Raw genomic sequence first — 15963 nt, 5'->3', positions numbered from 1 at the left:
CAATATACCTCGCTCACCCGTCTCACTCGCACGATATTCAGGTTAGCTTACAATAAAATCCCCCTCCAGCAATCAGCTGAAGGGGGACATGCTTTATTATTCTGCAGAATCGGTTTCTGCTTGCTGGGCGTTGAAATAGATGGAAGCGAACACTTTTGCCGTCGTGTTCATCGCATCTTCATTGAAATCGAAATTTTCGTGATGGTGCGGATAAACGAGCATTTCATCTGCCATTTTCGCGCCGATGAAAAAGAATGCGCCTGGCTTCGCTTGGGTGTAATAGGAAAAATCTTCCACCGGCATAACGGGAGCAATATCGATGACATTGTCCTCACCAACAACTGGCCGTGCAGAAGTGCGGACGATTTCTGCCGCTTCCGGGTGGTTCCACAGTGAATCGTAGCCGGTTTCAACAATCACTTCAGCACGTGCGCCCATCGCCGCTGCGACATTCTCAGCGACACCGCGTACGCGTTCGCTTGCAAGTTTACGAAGTTCCGGGTCGAACACGCGAATGGTGCCTTCCATGACCGCTTTGCTCGGGATGACATTATCCGCATCACCAGCATGGAATTTGCCGATCGACACGACGAGCTCTTTCAACGGGTCAGCGTTGCGGCTGACAATTGATTGCAAGGCGACCATGATATGGCTCGCAGCAAGAATCGGGTCGATGCCTGTATGCGGTTCAGCGCCATGGGTTCCGGAGCCATAGACATTGATTTTAATCGCGTCTTCTGAGGCCTGCAGATAGCCGTCGCGAAGATAAACTTTGCCGGACTCCATCTTGCTTTGGAGATGCGCACCGAATACCAAATCCACCCCATCGAGGCAACCGTCTTCGATCATCGCGCGTGCCCCGCCCGGAGACAGTTCTTCACCGAATTGGTGGATCAGCACAATCGTCCCGGGCAGTTCGTCTTTGATTGCCATCATTGCTTTCGCAAAGCCGAGAAGGCCGGCAGTATGCCCGTCGTGTCCACAAGCATGCATGACGCCCGGGACCATCGATTTGTAAGGTGCATCTTTTTGGTCATCAATCGGCAACGCATCAAAATCTGCACGAAAAGCGATCGTCTTGCCAGGTTTGCCGCCGCGGATGGTCCCGACGACGCCCCGTCCGCCAACGCCTCGACGCACTTCAACACCCATTTCCTCTAAACGTTCCGCAATATAGGCAGGCGTTTCGACTTCCTGATGGGATAGTTCTGGGTGCATATGCAGATGGCGGCGAATATCCACCATGTCCTGTTGCAAGGAATCGATGAATGCTTCAGTTTGCTTTAGTAAACTCATTATTAATAAACTCCTTTATACTACAAAAATTTTAAATTACAATGACGCCATTATACGCCGTATTTTAGCAAGCTTCAAAATTATTGCGCTATTTATAAAACTTTTATAGTATAATCATACACGACTACTTATAAATGGAGGGCTTCATTATGAAAATTATTCAAGCACGATTGCATGCAGTGCGTTTTCCTTTGCATGAACCATTCATTATCTCCTATGCGACCTATCCGGATATGCCGTCTTTGATTCTTGAACTGGAGACGGATAACGGTTTGGTCGGATACGGAGAGGCTGTACCGGATGAGCATGTAACAGGCGAGTATTTTACAGCAAGCTACGAAGTGCTGAAGGAATTATTCCTGCCAGCAGTCATCGGCATGAACCCGTTCGATATTGAAGCAATCCACTATAAAATGAACGGAATCTTGGCGGGCAACCCGGCAGCAAAAGCCGCAGTCGACATCGCTTGCTATGACTTGATGGGCAAAGCTTCGGGGCAGCCGGTCTATAATTTGCTGGGCGGTCAGTCGAAAGAGCATCTGTCCTATCCGCGTGTCTTGAGCATTGAGGCGCCTGAAGTCATGGCACAAAAAGCACAACAGGCCGTCGAAGCGGGTTATGGTTCGCTGAAGTTAAAAGTTGGGGCGGGCAATGCACAGCTCGATGTGGACCGTATTTTGGCGGTGCGTGAGAAAGTCGGCCCAGATATGCCGATTCGTGTCGATGTCAATCAAGGATGGAAATCGGTCGGAACGGCGGTTGCCGCGATTCGCCAACTGGAAACGGCAGGCATCAGCTGGATTGAACAGCCGATTCGGATGGGGGATATTCGGGGCTTGGCTGAAGTGCGAAAGAAAACAGCAGTGCCAATCATGGCGGATGAGACAGTGCAGTCGATGGAAGATTTGCTTGAAATTATTCGTCTCGATGCAGCGGATGTCATTAACATCAAATTGATGAAATGCGGCGGCATTTTCCACGCGGTGCAAATGGCGAAAACGGCAGAAGCTGCCGGCATGTTGTGCCAAATCGGCTCAATGGTGGAATCGTCAGTCGCCTCGAGTGCAGGCTATCATGCCGCGATGTCACGCGTGAATATTGAAAGTACGGAATTGACGGGACCGTTATTGTATAGCGAAGAAATTGGCGATTTAAAGTATGTGCACCCACACGTATTATTGAGCGGAAAGCCTGGGCTGGGCATTGACATCGACTTGATGCAATTGGAAAAATTGACGGTTAAATCGTGTACAGTAGGAGGCAATGACGAATGACAGAAAAACCACAGAAGTTAAAAAAGAGCGGATCCAAAGTTCCGCATACATATGCTATTTTATTTTTGATCATGATTGCGGCGATGGTCGCGTCGTATTTGATTCCAGCGGGGCAGTATGAACGGGAGGAAGTGGAGAACCGAACGGTCGTTGTCGACAATTCCTATGCTCAAGTAGAGCAAAGCCCGGTTGGATTCTTCGACTTATTTAAAGCGATACCGACGGGGATGTCAGAAGCATCGAATATCATTTTCTACATCTTCCTAGTCGGCGGAGCGTTCGGTATTATCCGTGCAACAGGCGCGATCGAATCGGGCATCGCCAAAGTGGTCGATAAGCTCGAGAGGCAAGAAAAGTTTCTGATTCCCATTGTGATGATCTTGTTTTCCATCTTGGGTGCAACAATCGGCATGGCTGAGGAAGTCATCATTTTCGTTCCCATCGGCATTGCGGTAGCACGTGCTATCGGTTTTGATGCTATGACCGGTACGGCGATGGTTTCACTCGGGGCAGCATCCGGTTTTATCGGCGGGATGCTCAATCCCTTTACGGTAGGGGTTGCCCAAGGCATTGCAGAACTGCAAGTATTCTCAGGCATCGGATTCCGCTTTGGCGCCTATATTTTCTTCCTTACTTTTGCGATTTGGTATGTAATGCGCTATGCAGCGAAAGTGAAAAAAGACCCGACGCAAAGTGTGATTTACGAAATCGAGAAACGGGCGAAGAAATCGTCGACTAAAGACCAAGCAGAGCTATTGGGTGCTTTCAACTGGCGCCATGGCATGGTTTTCCTGTTTCTTGCAATTGGCCTTAGCATCAACGTTTATGGTGTGTTTGAATGGAAGTGGTACTTGACTGAACTTGCCGCCTCATTTATCATTATCGGCTTTGCAGCAGGACTTGTCGGCAATCTTGGCGTCAACCGCATGTTTGATGCGTTTATTGATGGCATGAAACTAGTCGTCTTCGGTGCCTTGATCGTCGGGTTTGCCCGGGCGATTTTGGTCATCATGGAACAAGGGGTCATCATGGATACGATGATCAATGGTTTATCCAGCGTTATCAGTGGTTTGCCGAATGCCTTGACGGTCATCGGCATGTTTTTCACGCAAGTCGTCATCAATTTCTTCATCCCGTCCGGCAGTGGGCAAGCGGCAACTACGATGCCCATTATGACGCCGCTTTCGGATTTGCTGGCTATTGAACGCCAAGTCGCAGTGTTGGCGTATCAATACGGCGACGGCATCACGAATTCCATCATTCCGACTTCCGCCGCATTGATGGGTTATCTGGCCGTTGCCGGCATTCCGTATGACAAATGGGTAAAGTTTGTTTGGAAACTCATCGTGGGCTGGCTCGTCATCGCACTTGTCGCACTCGTCGTCGCCGTCACAATCGGCGTTTCGTAAAGAAAAAAATCCCCAGTGCCACATGCACTGGGGATTTTCAGAGTGTTGAAGAAGTCCATTATCCTCTATTAATGAAAAGAGTGGGAGACTGTTCCGCAATGAAAAATCAACGACCTCTCTAAGTATTTGGAGAAGCGTTCGCTCGACTCCAGTGGATCAGCGAGACGACTGAGACCCCGCAAGGCGCAAAGCGACTGAGGAGGCTTAGGCGCGAGCCCACGGAAAGCGAGCGATAAGCTTCGTAAAATACGACTTTTCAACTTTCTTAATAATCTAAAAATCCCTAGTGCCACATGCACTCGGGATTTTTATTATTTAAATGGTATCCGTGTCTTGAATTAAATTTAAAAAGCGTTGCGTGCGTTCTTCCTGCGGATGGTTGAATACAGCATCCGGTGTGCCGCGTTCGACAATGCGTCCGCCATCCATGAACAATACTTCATCGGCGGCGCCTTTGGCAAAACGCATTTCGTGTGTCACAACGACCATCGTCATGCCTTCTTGCGCCAAATCTTTCATGACTTGAAGCACCTCTCCGACAAGTTCCGGGTCGAGAGCTGAAGTCGGCTCATCAAATAGCATCACTTTCGGTTCGAGTGCGAGCGCACGGGCGATGCCGACGCGTTGTTGCTGACCGCCTGACAATTGATGCGGGTAGGCGTCAGCTTTGTCGGACAGCCCGACCTTCTCGAGCAAGGCGAGTGCTTTTTTCTTTGCCTTTGCCTTGTCTTTTTTCTGGACGGTCACAGGCCCTTCTAAAATATTATCCAGTGCGGTCATGTGCGGAAACAGATTGTAATGCTGAAATACCATCGCGGATTGCTTGCGAAAAGCCATGATTTGTTTCTTCGACATCGGCTTTGAAAAGTCAGCGACAAGTCCGCCAATTTCTACCGTGCCGTCACTCGGCTGCTCCAAAATATTGAGGCAGCGGAGAAACGTAGTTTTTCCGGAGCCGGAAGGGCCGATGACGACGATCGTTTGTCCTTTTTCGACATCGAGGTCGATGCCTTTTAGCACTTCCAGCTCGCCGAAGCTTTTATGCAAATTTTTTATTGAAATCATAATAAACTCCTATCTGTGAATCGATGTGGGTTTAGCGGGAAACATAGCGGTCAAAACGATTTTCCAATCGCCCTTGGACGAGTGACAGCAAGAAGCAGATGACCCAGTAGATCAAGGCTGCCTGCCCGTAAAGCAGCAGGAATTCATAATTGGTCGCAGCGATTTGCTGAGCGACGCGGAACATTTCCGTCACCAAGATCAATGCAGCAAGGGAAGTGTCCTTGACGAGGCTGATAAACGTGTTGGATAGCGGCGGCACCGAAACGCGTGAAGCTTGAGGCAAAATCACGCGGCGCAAGGCTTGGGAATAAGACATGCCAATTGTATCGGCTGCTTCCCATTGGCCTTTCGGAATCGATAGGATCGCTGCACGGATGACCTCAGAAGCGTAGGCACCGACATTCAAGGAGAATCCGATAACGGCAGCCGGGAAGGGGTCAATGGTGACTCCAACCGTCGGCAAGCCGTAAAACAGAATGAATAATTGAACGAGCAGCGGCGTGCCACGGATGATCGAAACGTAAACACGCGCAATCCATTGGAAAATCCGGACGGTGGAAATGCGGGCAAGCGCAGTGATGACCGCCAGGAACAGCCCGAGGATAAAAGAAATGACCGAAAGCGGCAACGTAAATTGCACAGCCGCTTCGATCAATGGCAGGAAGGAGGACTGGGCGATGTCGCCGAGCCGCTCCAACCGTTCAGGGTTTGAGAAAATACTATTCAAGTACATTTTCGCCGAACCACTTATTGGAGATTTCTTCGTACGTACCGTCTTCGATCATTTCAGCAAGGGCCTCATTTGCTGCATCGACGAATGTTTCGTTACCTTTTCGGAACAATAACGCGCTTTGTGCCGCATCGTCAGATTTATCGACGACTTTGATGCCTGCATCCGGGCGTTGATTCTGGAAATCTAAGACCGTCAAATTGTCATTGACTGTTGAATCAACGCGTCCCGATACCAATAATTCGATCGCTTGGTTAAAGCCTTCAACGCCTTCAAGCTCCGCGCCGTAGGAAGTAGCTGTTTCGGCGTAATTACTTGTCAATGATTGCGCAGAGAGCTTGCCTTCCAAATCATCAAAGCTTTGGATTTCTTCATTGCCTTCTGCTACAACAAGAACGGCAGTAGAAGTGATATACGGATCGGAGAAATCGTAGCTTTCCTGACGTTCTTCATTGATGCCGACTTGGTTGGCGACCATATCAAAACGCTCAGCATCGAGGCCTGCGAACATCGCATCCCATTGCGTTTCAAGGAATTCCGCTTCGACACCGAGACGGTCCGCGATTTCACTGGCAATTTCCACGTCAAAGCCTGTCAATTCTCCGCTGTCGTCATGGAACGTGAAAGGAGGGTAGGTTCCTTCAGTCCCGATAACCAAAGTTCCTTCTTCCTGGATTTCGGCGAGCAAGTCCGTTTCGCCTTCTGAGTTGTTTGAATCTGTGTTGTCTGCGCTGTCGGAAGATCCGCAAGCTGCTAGAAATAATGCAGCTGCGCCGATCGGCAGAAATGCCCATTGTTTCTTCATCGGTGGTTCCCCATTTCATTAAATTTTTGCCTTTATGGCGTTGTTGTTCTATTTAAACATAATAAAGCTTACCTGTATAGTAGGTTTAATCGGAAGAGGGAAATATGCAAAAGCCATTGTTTTTTTAAAGAGAACAATTTATAATGGCTCTAACGTAAGGCTTGATATAAAGGCATTTTGAAAGATAAATATGTGTTTATACAGCGGACAAATGTTTTCTCGAAAAGGAGTGTATGAAAAATGAAACGAATCATGGTGACTGGAGCTTTAGGGCAAATCGGCTCGGAATTAGTGGGCAAATTACGTAAGGAATATGGTGCGGAAAACGTGTTGGCGACAGATATCCGTCTATCTGAAAATCAGAACGGGCCTTTTGAAATTCTTGACGTGACAGACGCAGAACGGATGTTGACTTTGGCACGGGATTTCAATGCCGACACAATGATCCATATGGCAGCGCTATTGTCTGCGACTGCAGAAGAAAAGCCGCTACTGGCATGGAATTTGAATATGGGCGGATTAGTAAATGCCCTTGAAGCGGCCCGTGAACTCGGTATGCAATTTTTCACGCCAAGTTCGATTGGTGCATTCGGGCCTTCAACGCCAAAAAATGACACTCCGCAGGACACGCTACAGCGTCCGACAACGATGTACGGCGTCAATAAAGTAGCGGGAGAATTACTGTGTGATTATTACTTCACAAAATTCGGCGTCGATACCCGAGGCCTCCGTTTCCCTGGCTTGATCTCGAACGTGGCGCTTCCCGGCGGCGGAACGACAGATTATGCCGTAGATATTTATTACAAAGCGATTGAAAACGGCAGCTACACTTCCTATATCGCGCAAGGCACCCGCATGGACATGATGTATATGCCAGATGCGCTGCAGGCGATTGTCGATTTGATGGAAGCCGATGCGGATAAGCTAGTGCATCGCAACGCATTCAATGTGACGGCCATGAGCTTTGAACCGGAAGAGATCGCGGCTTCAATCCGTAAGCATATCCCGGATTTCAAAATGGATTATGACGTCGACCCGGCGCGCCAGGCAATCGCTGCCAGCTGGCCGGATAGCATCGACGCCAGTGCAGCAAAAGACGAATGGAACTTCACCACCTCGTACGACTTAGATGCCATGACAGCAGACATGCTGGAAAAACTAAAGCAAAAATTACAACAAGCATAAGAAAAAGGCGCTTTCCGAATCCCGGAAAGCGCCTTTTTTATCGTTTGATTAAAATAATAAGTGTGCGACACCGACAATGATCGGCAAGGCAATAACTGTGCGCAAGAGGAAAACGACGATCAAATCGAAAATATTGACCGGAATTTTCGAGCCGAGCAGCAAGCCGCCGACTTCGGACATGTAAATCAATTGCGTAACCGACATAGTGGCAACGACAAAGCGAGTCAATTCGGATTCAATGCCCGCACCAAGTATCGCTGGCAAGAACATATCCGCGAAACCAACGACCATTAATTGTGCAGCTTCTGCAGCTTCAGGAACACCGAGTAGATTCAAATACGGTTCAAATGGTGCACCGAGAATAGTGAAAGTCGAAGTATATTCCGCAAGAATCAAGGCAATCGTACCGAACGCCATAACGACAGGCGCAACGCCAATCCACATATCGAGCACGTTTTTCATGCCATCTTTAAAGAACTCGGCGACAGAGCGGTTGCGATCCGCTTTTTCAAGTGCTTTACCAAGTCCGTGAGAGGCAAGGCCTTGACCGTTCGGCACGTCTTCAGAAAGCGATTCCTGCGGGGAGCCGTCCATAAACTCTGTCTTTTTCTGTGCGAGCGGATAGATGCGCGGCATGATCAGTGCTAAGATCACCCCGGCGAGAATGACTGTACCGTAATACGGGAGGAAATAAGAGCCAAGCCCAATTTCTTCAATGACGACAATGGCGAAGGTAATCGAGACGACAGAGAAAGTCGTTCCGATAATCGCCGCTTCACGCTGCGTGTACTTATTGTCTTCGTATTGCTTGCTCGTGAGCAGGACACCGATCGTGCCATCGCCCACCCAAGAAGCCAATGCGTCGATAGAAGAACGGCCCGGCAGGCGGAACAACGGGCGCATGATCTTGACCATCATCGTACCGAAAAATTCCAGCAAGCCGAAGTTCATGAGCAGCGGTAAGAACAAGCCAGCGAATAGGAAAATCGTGAACAAGAAGGATAGCAAGCCGCTTCCCGATAAGAGCAAGCCGCCGGTATTCTCGTTCCACACTGGTTCTGGGCCGACTTGGAATAACACCATAAATGCAAAGACAGCGGCGACAACACGCGTCAATGTCCAGAACAAGTTGACGTTGAACAATTTCTCGAAAAATGGAACGGAATCAGAAGTGTTCTCTTTCTTGGCGATAAAAGCCAAAGAGCCAACTGCGGCGACTACCAAGATGGCGAGAACGATCCAAGGAACGAACGATTCGATTGCTCCGGCCATAAGACCTGCGAGCACAGCAATTGTGACTTTCCATCCGTCCTCTGTCGGAATCGGAATGAGGAACAATAGGATTCCCAATAAAGACGGAATCAGGAATAATAACCATGTAGAAGCTGAAAACTTTTTCAAAATAGTATTCCCCTTTTCATTTTATTGTATGAATAAACGCAAAGTATACTAATTATACAACACTTTCCCCTTTGGAACCGCTGTCATTAGTAATGTTTATATTATCTGAAAACAAGAGAAAATAATAGTATTTTTAGAAAGAAAATCTTATTGCTGAATATGGATAATATTGAGAGGTGTTTAGGCTATCGCTTTTTGAATCGATGGGCCATTACAAATGGATCGGAATTCTGGTGTTGTTGGTCAAATCATGTGAGGGTAATTGCTGCATTTTGGCTTTGAAAATAAAAAAATCTCCCGCCTTGCAATATCGAAAAGATATGCAAGGCGGGAGACGGTTTGATATTTATTCGAAATCTTGATCCCAGCGATAAGTATAGAAGCGTTCCATCGTTAACCAGTTTTCGGTTTCGGTGTCGCCGTTTTGCAGCTTATGCTCCATTTCCTCGAGCATCCATGCAGTTTGCGAAATATGGGCTTTCATCGAGTTCATCTTGTGTTCACGAACAGGTTTGATATCGTACACAACGTCAGGCTCCCCGAGCACATCGAGCGTATTGTTGGCGAAGGCCACGCAATGGAGTTTTGGACGATCTTCCATGCGCCGCACTGCACGGACGACGGCCCGCGCTGTTGCTTCATGGTCTGGATGCACAGCAAAGTCCGGGTAGAACGTGATGATTAAGGAAGGTTTGGTTTCTTCGATCAGTTCTTCCATCATGCCGACCATTTTCTCATCATCTTCGAATTCAATGGTCTTGTCGCGAAGCCCCATCATGCGCAGGTCCGTCAACCCCATCGCGTCAGCTGAGGCGAGCAGTTCTTTCTTGCGGATCGCTGGCAAGGATTCACGTGTTGCAAATGGCGGATTGCCGAGGTTGCGGCCCATTTCGCCAAGCGTCAAACAGGCGTAAGTAACCGGCGTTCCTTGTTGAATATGGGTCGTGATCGTTCCCGACACTCCGAACGCTTCGTCGTCGGGGTGAGGGAAGATGACCAGTACATGTCGTTCTTTCGGGATGGTCATTACAATTCCTCCTTAATAGCTGAACGGTGTTTCGCTAAGTTGCAGCGCCACCGCCAATTTTCCAGTTCCGTCGTGGCCAGCGAGCAGCAAGCGGCCTTCTTCGTCGATTTCAAAATGCGTAATGCCTTGTGCGTAAACCCAACCTTGCGGAAGTTTTAGCCCGACACGGTGTGGGCTGTCGCCGACGACTTTGCCAAGTTCAAAATTGATGACAACATTGCGGATGAACGCGCCGGCATTGAAAAAGCCTTCATTGAAATGGCTGGCATAGCTGCCATTTGTCGTTTCCAAGTGAAGGTAGACATCCTTGCCTACGAACGAATCGATCGCCGCTTGGAGTTGGTTGACTTCTACTAGTTCCATGGTGTTCCTCCTAATTAAATCGGTATTCTAATAGTATAAGGAACTCTGCAGCCGAATGCGATTAGTACGCTTGCAACAGAAAAAATGGATGATAAAATTAAAAAAAGAGAGAATTTTCCAAAAGGGGTGAAAGGTTTGAAGTTTTTAACTAATTTCTGTATCGCCATTACTGGGATCATCCTGGCGGGCAGTTTGCCGATTCTCATCAGGGGGTGGGTAGAAGGCGAATGGCGAGGACGATTGTATGTGGAATCGATACGCGAGACATTGGAAGGGCTTTGGCCCATCGGAGAAATTGCGTTTCTCAATTACCGAGCGGGGCAAGAGATGCCGCTATTCCCGAATATTTTCGCCTATATTGTGTATTCACTCGAAATTCTATTTTTAGCCTTGCTGGTAGCCATTATAACCTCATTAACTTTCACAATAGTTACTATGCTACTGTCTGACAATATACGGGAACGGGTGAAAATGATACTTTATTTTTTGGAATCGGTCCCGGATTTGTTGATCATTATGCTGGCGCAGCTCAGTGTTATTTTTTTCTTTAAAGAAACCGGCGTGTTGATTTCAAAAATTGCTGTGGCCGGGGAGGATCGCATTTACTGGCTGCCTGTATTGTGTCTGGCAGTTTTGCCGACCATTCAACTTTATCGCTTATCCATGCTGACATTTCAAGAGGAAGAGCGTCAGATGTATGTAGAACTTGCCCACGCACTAGGATTTTCCAAAGTCTACATCGTGCTCATCCATATGTTTCGCAATGCCATCATTAGCGTATTTTTTCAATCCAAGAGAACGATGTGGTTCATGCTGTCGAACTTGTTTGTACTCGAGTTGATGTTCAACCTCCCAGGAATTATGTTATTCCTCAGGGGAAATATGCACCCGCTCGGTTTTCTAGTGACCATTTTCAGCTTTTTCTTGCCGATGTTCATCTTATATAGCTTCGGGGAATGGTTTTTCGTATCACGCCGGCAGAACAAGGCGGTGGCATAAATGTGGCGCCAACCGTACTTTATTTTTGGATTTTTCATTTTGAGTTTTTTCCTCGCTGGCAGTTTTGTGTACGAATGGGTATGGGGCGATGTCCCGGCGCAAACTCATTACCTAATGGAAGATGGCCGTGCAGTGGAAGCGGCCCCTATTTCCCCCAACTGGCAGCATCCGCTGGGAACTGACCAATATGGCTATGATTTACTGGGGAAATTGATGCTCGGGGCGAAATACACCATCTTGGCTGCATTAGCAATAGCGGCGGTCCGGATGGCAATTGCGGTGCCCATCGGATACTTATTCGGAACTTATTTCGAAAAACAACGCAAATGGATGTCCAGTTTTGCCGACTCGATGCATTATATTCCGCTGACCTTGTTCGCGGCTTATGTGTTAACGCCGTTGTTGTGGATGCCGGAAAATGGATTTTCGAGCACACTTTCGGAACGGATTTCGGTACAGGTGATTATAATGGCGCTGTTAACCGTTCCAATCGTCTCGGTTTTGGTTGCCAATGAAGCTGCTTTGCTTCGGGATAAGGAGTATATCCTAGCTGCGAAAACCCTTGGCGCGGGACGTTTTCGGATTATCCGAAAGCATCTTTACCCGCAAATGCGCGAGAAAATCGCTGTCTTGTATGGCCAGCAAGTTATGGAGACCTTTATCATCTTGGCACATCTTGGACTGCTGGATTTGTTTTTGGGCGGAACAAAAGTCAGCTACGATCCCATGTTTGGGGATCCCCCGATGTCAATTTCTTATGAGTGGGCGGGACTGTTCGGTTCAAGCTTTCGCTACTTGCAAAGCGCTCCTTGGCTGCCACTTGCCCCTGTAGTGTGCATCGGCCTCGCTATTTTTTCAGTGTCGCTGATGATGGAAGGCTATTTACGGTCGAAAAACCCTAAAATCAAGAAAATCCGCCGACAACCGCAAGAAGATCCGGTAGTCGAGTGGAACCGGGAGCAGCTGCGCGAGAAAATGGTGCGCTTAAAAAATGAAAACCAGTCTAAATGAGGCTGCCGAACCATGGAGTTTCCAGAAGACAAATAAATGATTTCAAGCGTATAACGGCATAACAAAAGGGGCTGTCCCAAAAGGTCACGAAAAGTGACTTTTAGGGGCAGCCCCTTTGCGTCTTCTAAAGAACGGGCTGATGTCCATTTCGACGGACGCTTTCCGCGGGCACGGCCTTAGCCGCTTCCCTCGCTTCGCTCAGTCCAGGGTCTTCGGCTCGCGCTGCTCCCGCTGGAGTCGCCGTCTCCATTCCCATCAGCCGGCTACTTTTAGGTTCCTCACCGATAAATGAAAAACAGACGGAGAAAAAGAATTTCTTTTTCTCCGTCTGTTTTATTTTAGAGACTTATGGGACAGCCCCTTTCTACTTGTGAAATTATAGTTCGACTACGTCGACTTCTGCTTTGTGGAATTTATTCGCAGCACCGTGCATAACAGGGCCAACGTATTCGTTCAGCTTCCAGCCGTGTGCAATCGCTGTGGATACAAAAATCTTAGCGTTGTAGACCGCGTCTTTGACCGATTGACCATTTGCAAGGTTCGCCGTGATCGCCGCAGCGAAAGTACAGCCTGCGCCGTGGTTATAAGTCGTGTCGGTTTTCTCGGCTATTAAGAGGTAATGTTTTTCTCCGTCGTATAGAAGGTCCGCCGCTTTTTCGTGCTTCAATTGCTTGCCGCCTTTGATGACGACAAATTTCGTTCCGTGAGAATGAATCTTTTCCGCCGCTTTTTGCAAGTCTTCCACTGTGTGAAGCGCGCCGAGTCCAGATAATTGGCCAGCTTCGACCAAGTTCGGCGTAACAACTTTTGCGTGTGGCAACAAGTATTTGACCATTGCATCGACGTTTTCTGGGAATAGCACTTCGTTTTCGCCTTTGCATGCCATGACCGGATCGATGACGACATCGGTAATGCCGGATGCTTCAATCGCCTTGCCAGCCATTTCGATAATGTCGACGGTTGGCAGCATGCCAGTTTTCAATGAGTCGATGCCAGTCGAGAAAGCTGTTTTCAATTGGGCATCAAGTGTATCGAGCGCGATCGGATGAATGCCGTGGCTCCAATGGTTGTCCGGATCCATCGTGACAATGACAGTAAGTGCGTTCATGCCATATGTGCCGTGTTCCTGGAACGTCTTCAAGTCGGCCTGGATGCCAGCGCCGCCGGAAGTATCCGATCCTGCAATGGTGAGTGTCTTTTTGAGTGTCATAAGTCAATCTCCTTTAAGCTATTTAGTCATTGAGCTAATTTTATAGAAATTCCTTGCGATTTACAACGGTTTGGGCCTGTGTGGCCAAGCTAAGGCTAGCACTGTGCCGATTGAAGCAAGGGAAAATAACAACGTAAAACCCCCGATAACCCAATGGCCATTAGTGAAGAGGCCAATAGCCATCACTAATGTTAAAATAGCCGTAACGATAATCAAACCGATCAGGCAGCCCATGCCGGCGCGTTTGGCGTTTTCGGGTGCGCTGTCGCCTTTCGTTTTGGAAATATTGGACATCTTTTGCCGCCAGTCTGCCATTACGTGTTCAGCCCCTTTTTTCCATCGTAACACGCAGCAGTGGTGAATTGAAGCGCTTGCAGCAAGGGGAACTTAAGAAAAAACGGCATCGAGAAGAAAAGCCGTTTATTGGAGGAATGAATATCATGACTAAACAAATTTTCAGCAACGACTGGCAGGAAATCTTAGGTGAAGAATTTGGCAAAAGCTATTACCTGGAATTGAGGGAGTTCTTAAAAGAAGAATATGCCAAGGAAATGATTTATCCAGTGAAAGAAGATATTTGGAACGCTTTTGAACATACGGCGTACCGGGATGTCAAAGCTGTTATTCTCGGGCAAGACCCTTATCATGGCGAGAACCAAGCGCATGGCTTGAGCTTTTCTGTCCAACCAGGTATCGCCCATCCACCGAGCCTGCGCAATATCTTCAAAGAGCTGGAGAGTGATATCGGCTGTCCTAAGCCGGTGGATGGAACCTTGACGAAATGGGCTGATCAAGGCGTCTTGATGCTGAACACGGTTCTGACGGTTAGGCAAGGTCAAGCGCATTCGCATCAGAAGAAAGGGTGGGAGTCATTCACGGACGAAGTGATCCGGAAATTGTCGGCACGTGAAGAACCCGTCATATTTATTTTATGGGGCAAGCCGGCACAGATGAAAAAACGCCTGATCGATACCGAACGCCATGCCATTATTGAAGCACCACACCCGAGCCCGCTCAGTGCGCATCGCGGCTTTTTCGGCAGCAAGCCATTCTCAAAAGTGAACAAGCTGTTACAATCGCGTGGAGAGGCGCCGATCGACTTCTGCCTGGACTGACGAATCCGGCGGGCGCGTGTTAAACTGAATGGGACTAACAGCGAGAGGGGCCATGATTCATGGGCATCGAAACGACACGTATTTTAGATGAAATCGATAAGCACACGGCCCGTGCACGGCAAGGCGAACCTGAAAAGATTCGGGAATCGCTTGCCGCAATCCGGGCTTTATGCGACCTGCTTCTTGAAGACGGTATGCAAGCACCTAAAAAGCCGCGTGCTGTGCCGCTTGCTTCAACGGAAACGGTGAACCGGCCGCAGACTGTTCCGACGGCTGAAAGAATGCAAGAAGAAGGAGCGAATGGCGATTCGCTGTTTGAATTTTAAATGGAAAGAGGACGAAACCAATGAAATTTTTCTTGATAGCGGGAGCGGTCAATGGGCTGCTTGCCGTCGCTTTTGGGGCATTCGGGGCACATTTGCTCGAAGGCCGCGTAGCGGATAAATACTTGGATACCTGGCAGACAGCTGTTCAATACCAAATGTTTCACTCGATCGGATTGATCGCTGTTGCGATTTTAATGAGTTCTGCGCTTATCGGTCCACTTAGTTCACTTAGCTGGGCGGGATATTTGATGCTCGCGGGAATCGTGATTTTCTCAGGCAGCTTGTACGTCCTGAGCTTATCGGGCATTAGTGTACTTGGGGCGATTACCCCTATCGGCGGTCTTGCATTTATCGCAGGATGGGTCATGTTGATGATCGCCGCAGCGAAAGCTTTATAATGAGTGACAAGAAACAGCCTGCACAGCGTGTGCAGGCTGTTTTCAGAGTGTTGAAGAAGTCCGCAGATCGCTCTCAATTATGAAAGAGAGAACCTTTTTCTATATTCAACATTCAATAACCTTTCTAAGTATTTGGAGAAGCGTTCGCTCGACTCCTGTGGATCAGCGAGACGACCGAGACCCCGCAAGGCGCGAAGCGGCTGAGGAGGCTTGGGCGCGAGCCCACGGAAAGCGAGCGATAAGCTTTGGAAAATACGACTTTTCACCTTTCCTGACAACCTGAAAACAGCCTACACAGCGTGTGCAGGCTGTTTTTTTGTGTGTCTGACAAAATGTTGCCATTGATCAG

17 protein-coding genes are annotated in these 15963 nt (G+C 48.4%); 8 read left to right on the top strand and 9 right to left on the bottom strand.

All coding sequences use genetic code 11. From position 1 onward, the window contains the following. Positions 1–96: 96 nt before the first annotated feature. Entirely contained in the window at positions 97–1296 is a 1200-nt protein-coding gene (locus AY633_RS05180) for a M20 metallopeptidase family protein (protein WP_068487105.1), read from the bottom strand. A gap of 149 nt (positions 1297–1445) precedes the next feature. Here AY633_RS05180 and AY633_RS05175 point away from each other — a divergent pair, with 149 nt between their 5' ends. Both AY633_RS05175 and AY633_RS05170 read left to right on the top strand, forming a co-directional pair. Beyond that, positions 1446–2570 (top strand): mandelate racemase/muconate lactonizing enzyme family protein, encoded by a 1125-nt coding sequence (locus tag AY633_RS05175; protein ID WP_068487103.1) that lies wholly within the window; start codon positions 1446–1448, stop codon positions 2568–2570. Next, positions 2567–3979 carry a YfcC family protein gene (locus AY633_RS05170; protein ID WP_068487101.1) on the top strand — a complete coding sequence of 471 codons (1413 nt, stop codon included), beginning with the start codon at positions 2567–2569 and terminating at the stop codon, positions 3977–3979. Before AY633_RS05175 ends, AY633_RS05170 begins: the two co-directional genes overlap by 4 nt. A gap of 315 nt (positions 3980–4294) precedes the next feature. Here the strand turns inward: AY633_RS05170 and AY633_RS05165 are convergent, their stop codons facing one another. Genes AY633_RS05165 through AY633_RS05155 form a run of 3 tightly spaced genes read right to left on the bottom strand, consistent with a single transcriptional unit; the run spans position 4295 to position 6579 of the window. Further along, entirely contained in the window at positions 4295–5044 is a 750-nt protein-coding gene (locus tag AY633_RS05165; RefSeq protein WP_068487099.1) for an amino acid ABC transporter ATP-binding protein, read from the bottom strand. Positions 5045–5075: 31 nt separating this feature from the next. Continuing rightward, positions 5076–5777 carry an amino acid ABC transporter permease gene (locus AY633_RS05160; protein ID WP_068487097.1) on the bottom strand — a complete coding sequence of 234 codons (702 nt, stop codon included), beginning with the start codon at positions 5775–5777 and terminating at the stop codon, positions 5076–5078. Further along, positions 5764–6579 carry an amino acid ABC transporter substrate-binding protein gene (locus AY633_RS05155; protein ID WP_068487094.1) on the bottom strand — a complete coding sequence of 272 codons (816 nt, stop codon included), beginning with the start codon at positions 6577–6579 and terminating at the stop codon, positions 5764–5766. The genes AY633_RS05160 and AY633_RS05155 overlap by 14 nt, the downstream gene beginning before the upstream one ends. A gap of 240 nt (positions 6580–6819) precedes the next feature. Between AY633_RS05155 and AY633_RS05150 the strand changes: the two genes are divergently transcribed. Continuing rightward, the gene (locus AY633_RS05150; RefSeq protein WP_068487092.1) at positions 6820–7764 is read left to right on the top strand and encodes an L-threonine 3-dehydrogenase; all 945 of its coding nucleotides are present in this window, start codon (positions 6820–6822) and stop codon (positions 7762–7764) included. A gap of 48 nt (positions 7765–7812) precedes the next feature. On the opposite strand, the gene AY633_RS05145 is transcribed toward AY633_RS05150, so the two are convergent. From AY633_RS05145 to AY633_RS05135, 3 genes are all read right to left on the bottom strand, one after another. Beyond that, positions 7813–9165: a YjiH family protein gene (locus AY633_RS05145; protein ID WP_068487090.1), complete on the bottom strand. Its 1353-nt coding sequence runs from the start codon at positions 9163–9165 to the stop codon at positions 7813–7815. A 346-nt stretch (positions 9166–9511) separates the two neighbouring features. Further along, a complete protein-coding gene (gene bshB2 / locus AY633_RS05140) occupies positions 9512–10192 on the bottom strand; it encodes a bacillithiol biosynthesis deacetylase BshB2 (RefSeq protein WP_068487088.1) in 681 nt (226 codons plus the stop codon). Between the two features lie 12 nt (positions 10193–10204). Beyond that, positions 10205–10555 (bottom strand): YojF family protein, encoded by a 351-nt coding sequence (locus AY633_RS05135; RefSeq protein WP_058382902.1) that lies wholly within the window; start codon positions 10553–10555, stop codon positions 10205–10207. A 126-nt stretch (positions 10556–10681) separates the two neighbouring features. On the opposite strand from AY633_RS05135, the gene AY633_RS05130 reads away from it, so the two are divergent. Both AY633_RS05130 and AY633_RS05125 read left to right on the top strand, forming a co-directional pair. Beyond that, positions 10682–11554: an ABC transporter permease subunit gene (locus AY633_RS05130; protein ID WP_068487874.1), complete on the top strand. Its 873-nt coding sequence runs from the start codon at positions 10682–10684 to the stop codon at positions 11552–11554. Continuing rightward, the gene (locus AY633_RS05125; protein WP_068487086.1) at positions 11555–12565 is read left to right on the top strand and encodes an ABC transporter permease; all 1011 of its coding nucleotides are present in this window, start codon (positions 11555–11557) and stop codon (positions 12563–12565) included. A gap of 376 nt (positions 12566–12941) precedes the next feature. Here AY633_RS05125 and thiD read toward each other — a convergent pair whose 3' ends face one another. Together thiD and AY633_RS05115 are read right to left on the bottom strand one after the other, a co-directional pair. Beyond that, positions 12942–13775 (bottom strand): bifunctional hydroxymethylpyrimidine kinase/phosphomethylpyrimidine kinase, encoded by an 834-nt coding sequence (thiD, locus tag AY633_RS05120; protein ID WP_068487085.1) that lies wholly within the window; start codon positions 13773–13775, stop codon positions 12942–12944. A 60-nt stretch (positions 13776–13835) separates the two neighbouring features. Continuing rightward, the gene (locus tag AY633_RS05115; protein WP_186008748.1) at positions 13836–14123 is read right to left on the bottom strand and encodes a hypothetical protein; all 288 of its coding nucleotides are present in this window, start codon (positions 14121–14123) and stop codon (positions 13836–13838) included. Positions 14124–14215: 92 nt separating this feature from the next. Here AY633_RS05115 and AY633_RS05110 point away from each other — a divergent pair, with 92 nt between their 5' ends. Genes AY633_RS05110 through AY633_RS05100 form a run of 3 tightly spaced genes read left to right on the top strand, consistent with a single transcriptional unit; the run spans position 14216 to position 15614 of the window. Then, positions 14216–14890 (top strand): uracil-DNA glycosylase, encoded by a 675-nt coding sequence (locus tag AY633_RS05110; RefSeq protein WP_068487873.1) that lies wholly within the window; start codon positions 14216–14218, stop codon positions 14888–14890. Between the two features lie 59 nt (positions 14891–14949). Then, a complete protein-coding gene (locus AY633_RS05105; protein ID WP_068487081.1) occupies positions 14950–15216 on the top strand; it encodes a YwdI family protein in 267 nt (88 codons plus the stop codon). 20 nt (positions 15217–15236) lie between these two features. Then, positions 15237–15614: a DUF423 domain-containing protein gene (locus AY633_RS05100; protein ID WP_068487079.1), complete on the top strand. Its 378-nt coding sequence runs from the start codon at positions 15237–15239 to the stop codon at positions 15612–15614. Positions 15615–15963 lie beyond the last annotated feature (349 nt).

This window comes from Planococcus maritimus (assembly GCF_001592825.1).
GTDB classification, from domain to species: domain Bacteria; phylum Bacillota; class Bacilli; order Bacillales_A; family Planococcaceae; genus Planococcus; species Planococcus maritimus_C.
The sequence above is the reverse complement of the archived record's forward strand: the minus strand, read 5'-3'. Positions and strand labels throughout refer to the sequence as shown.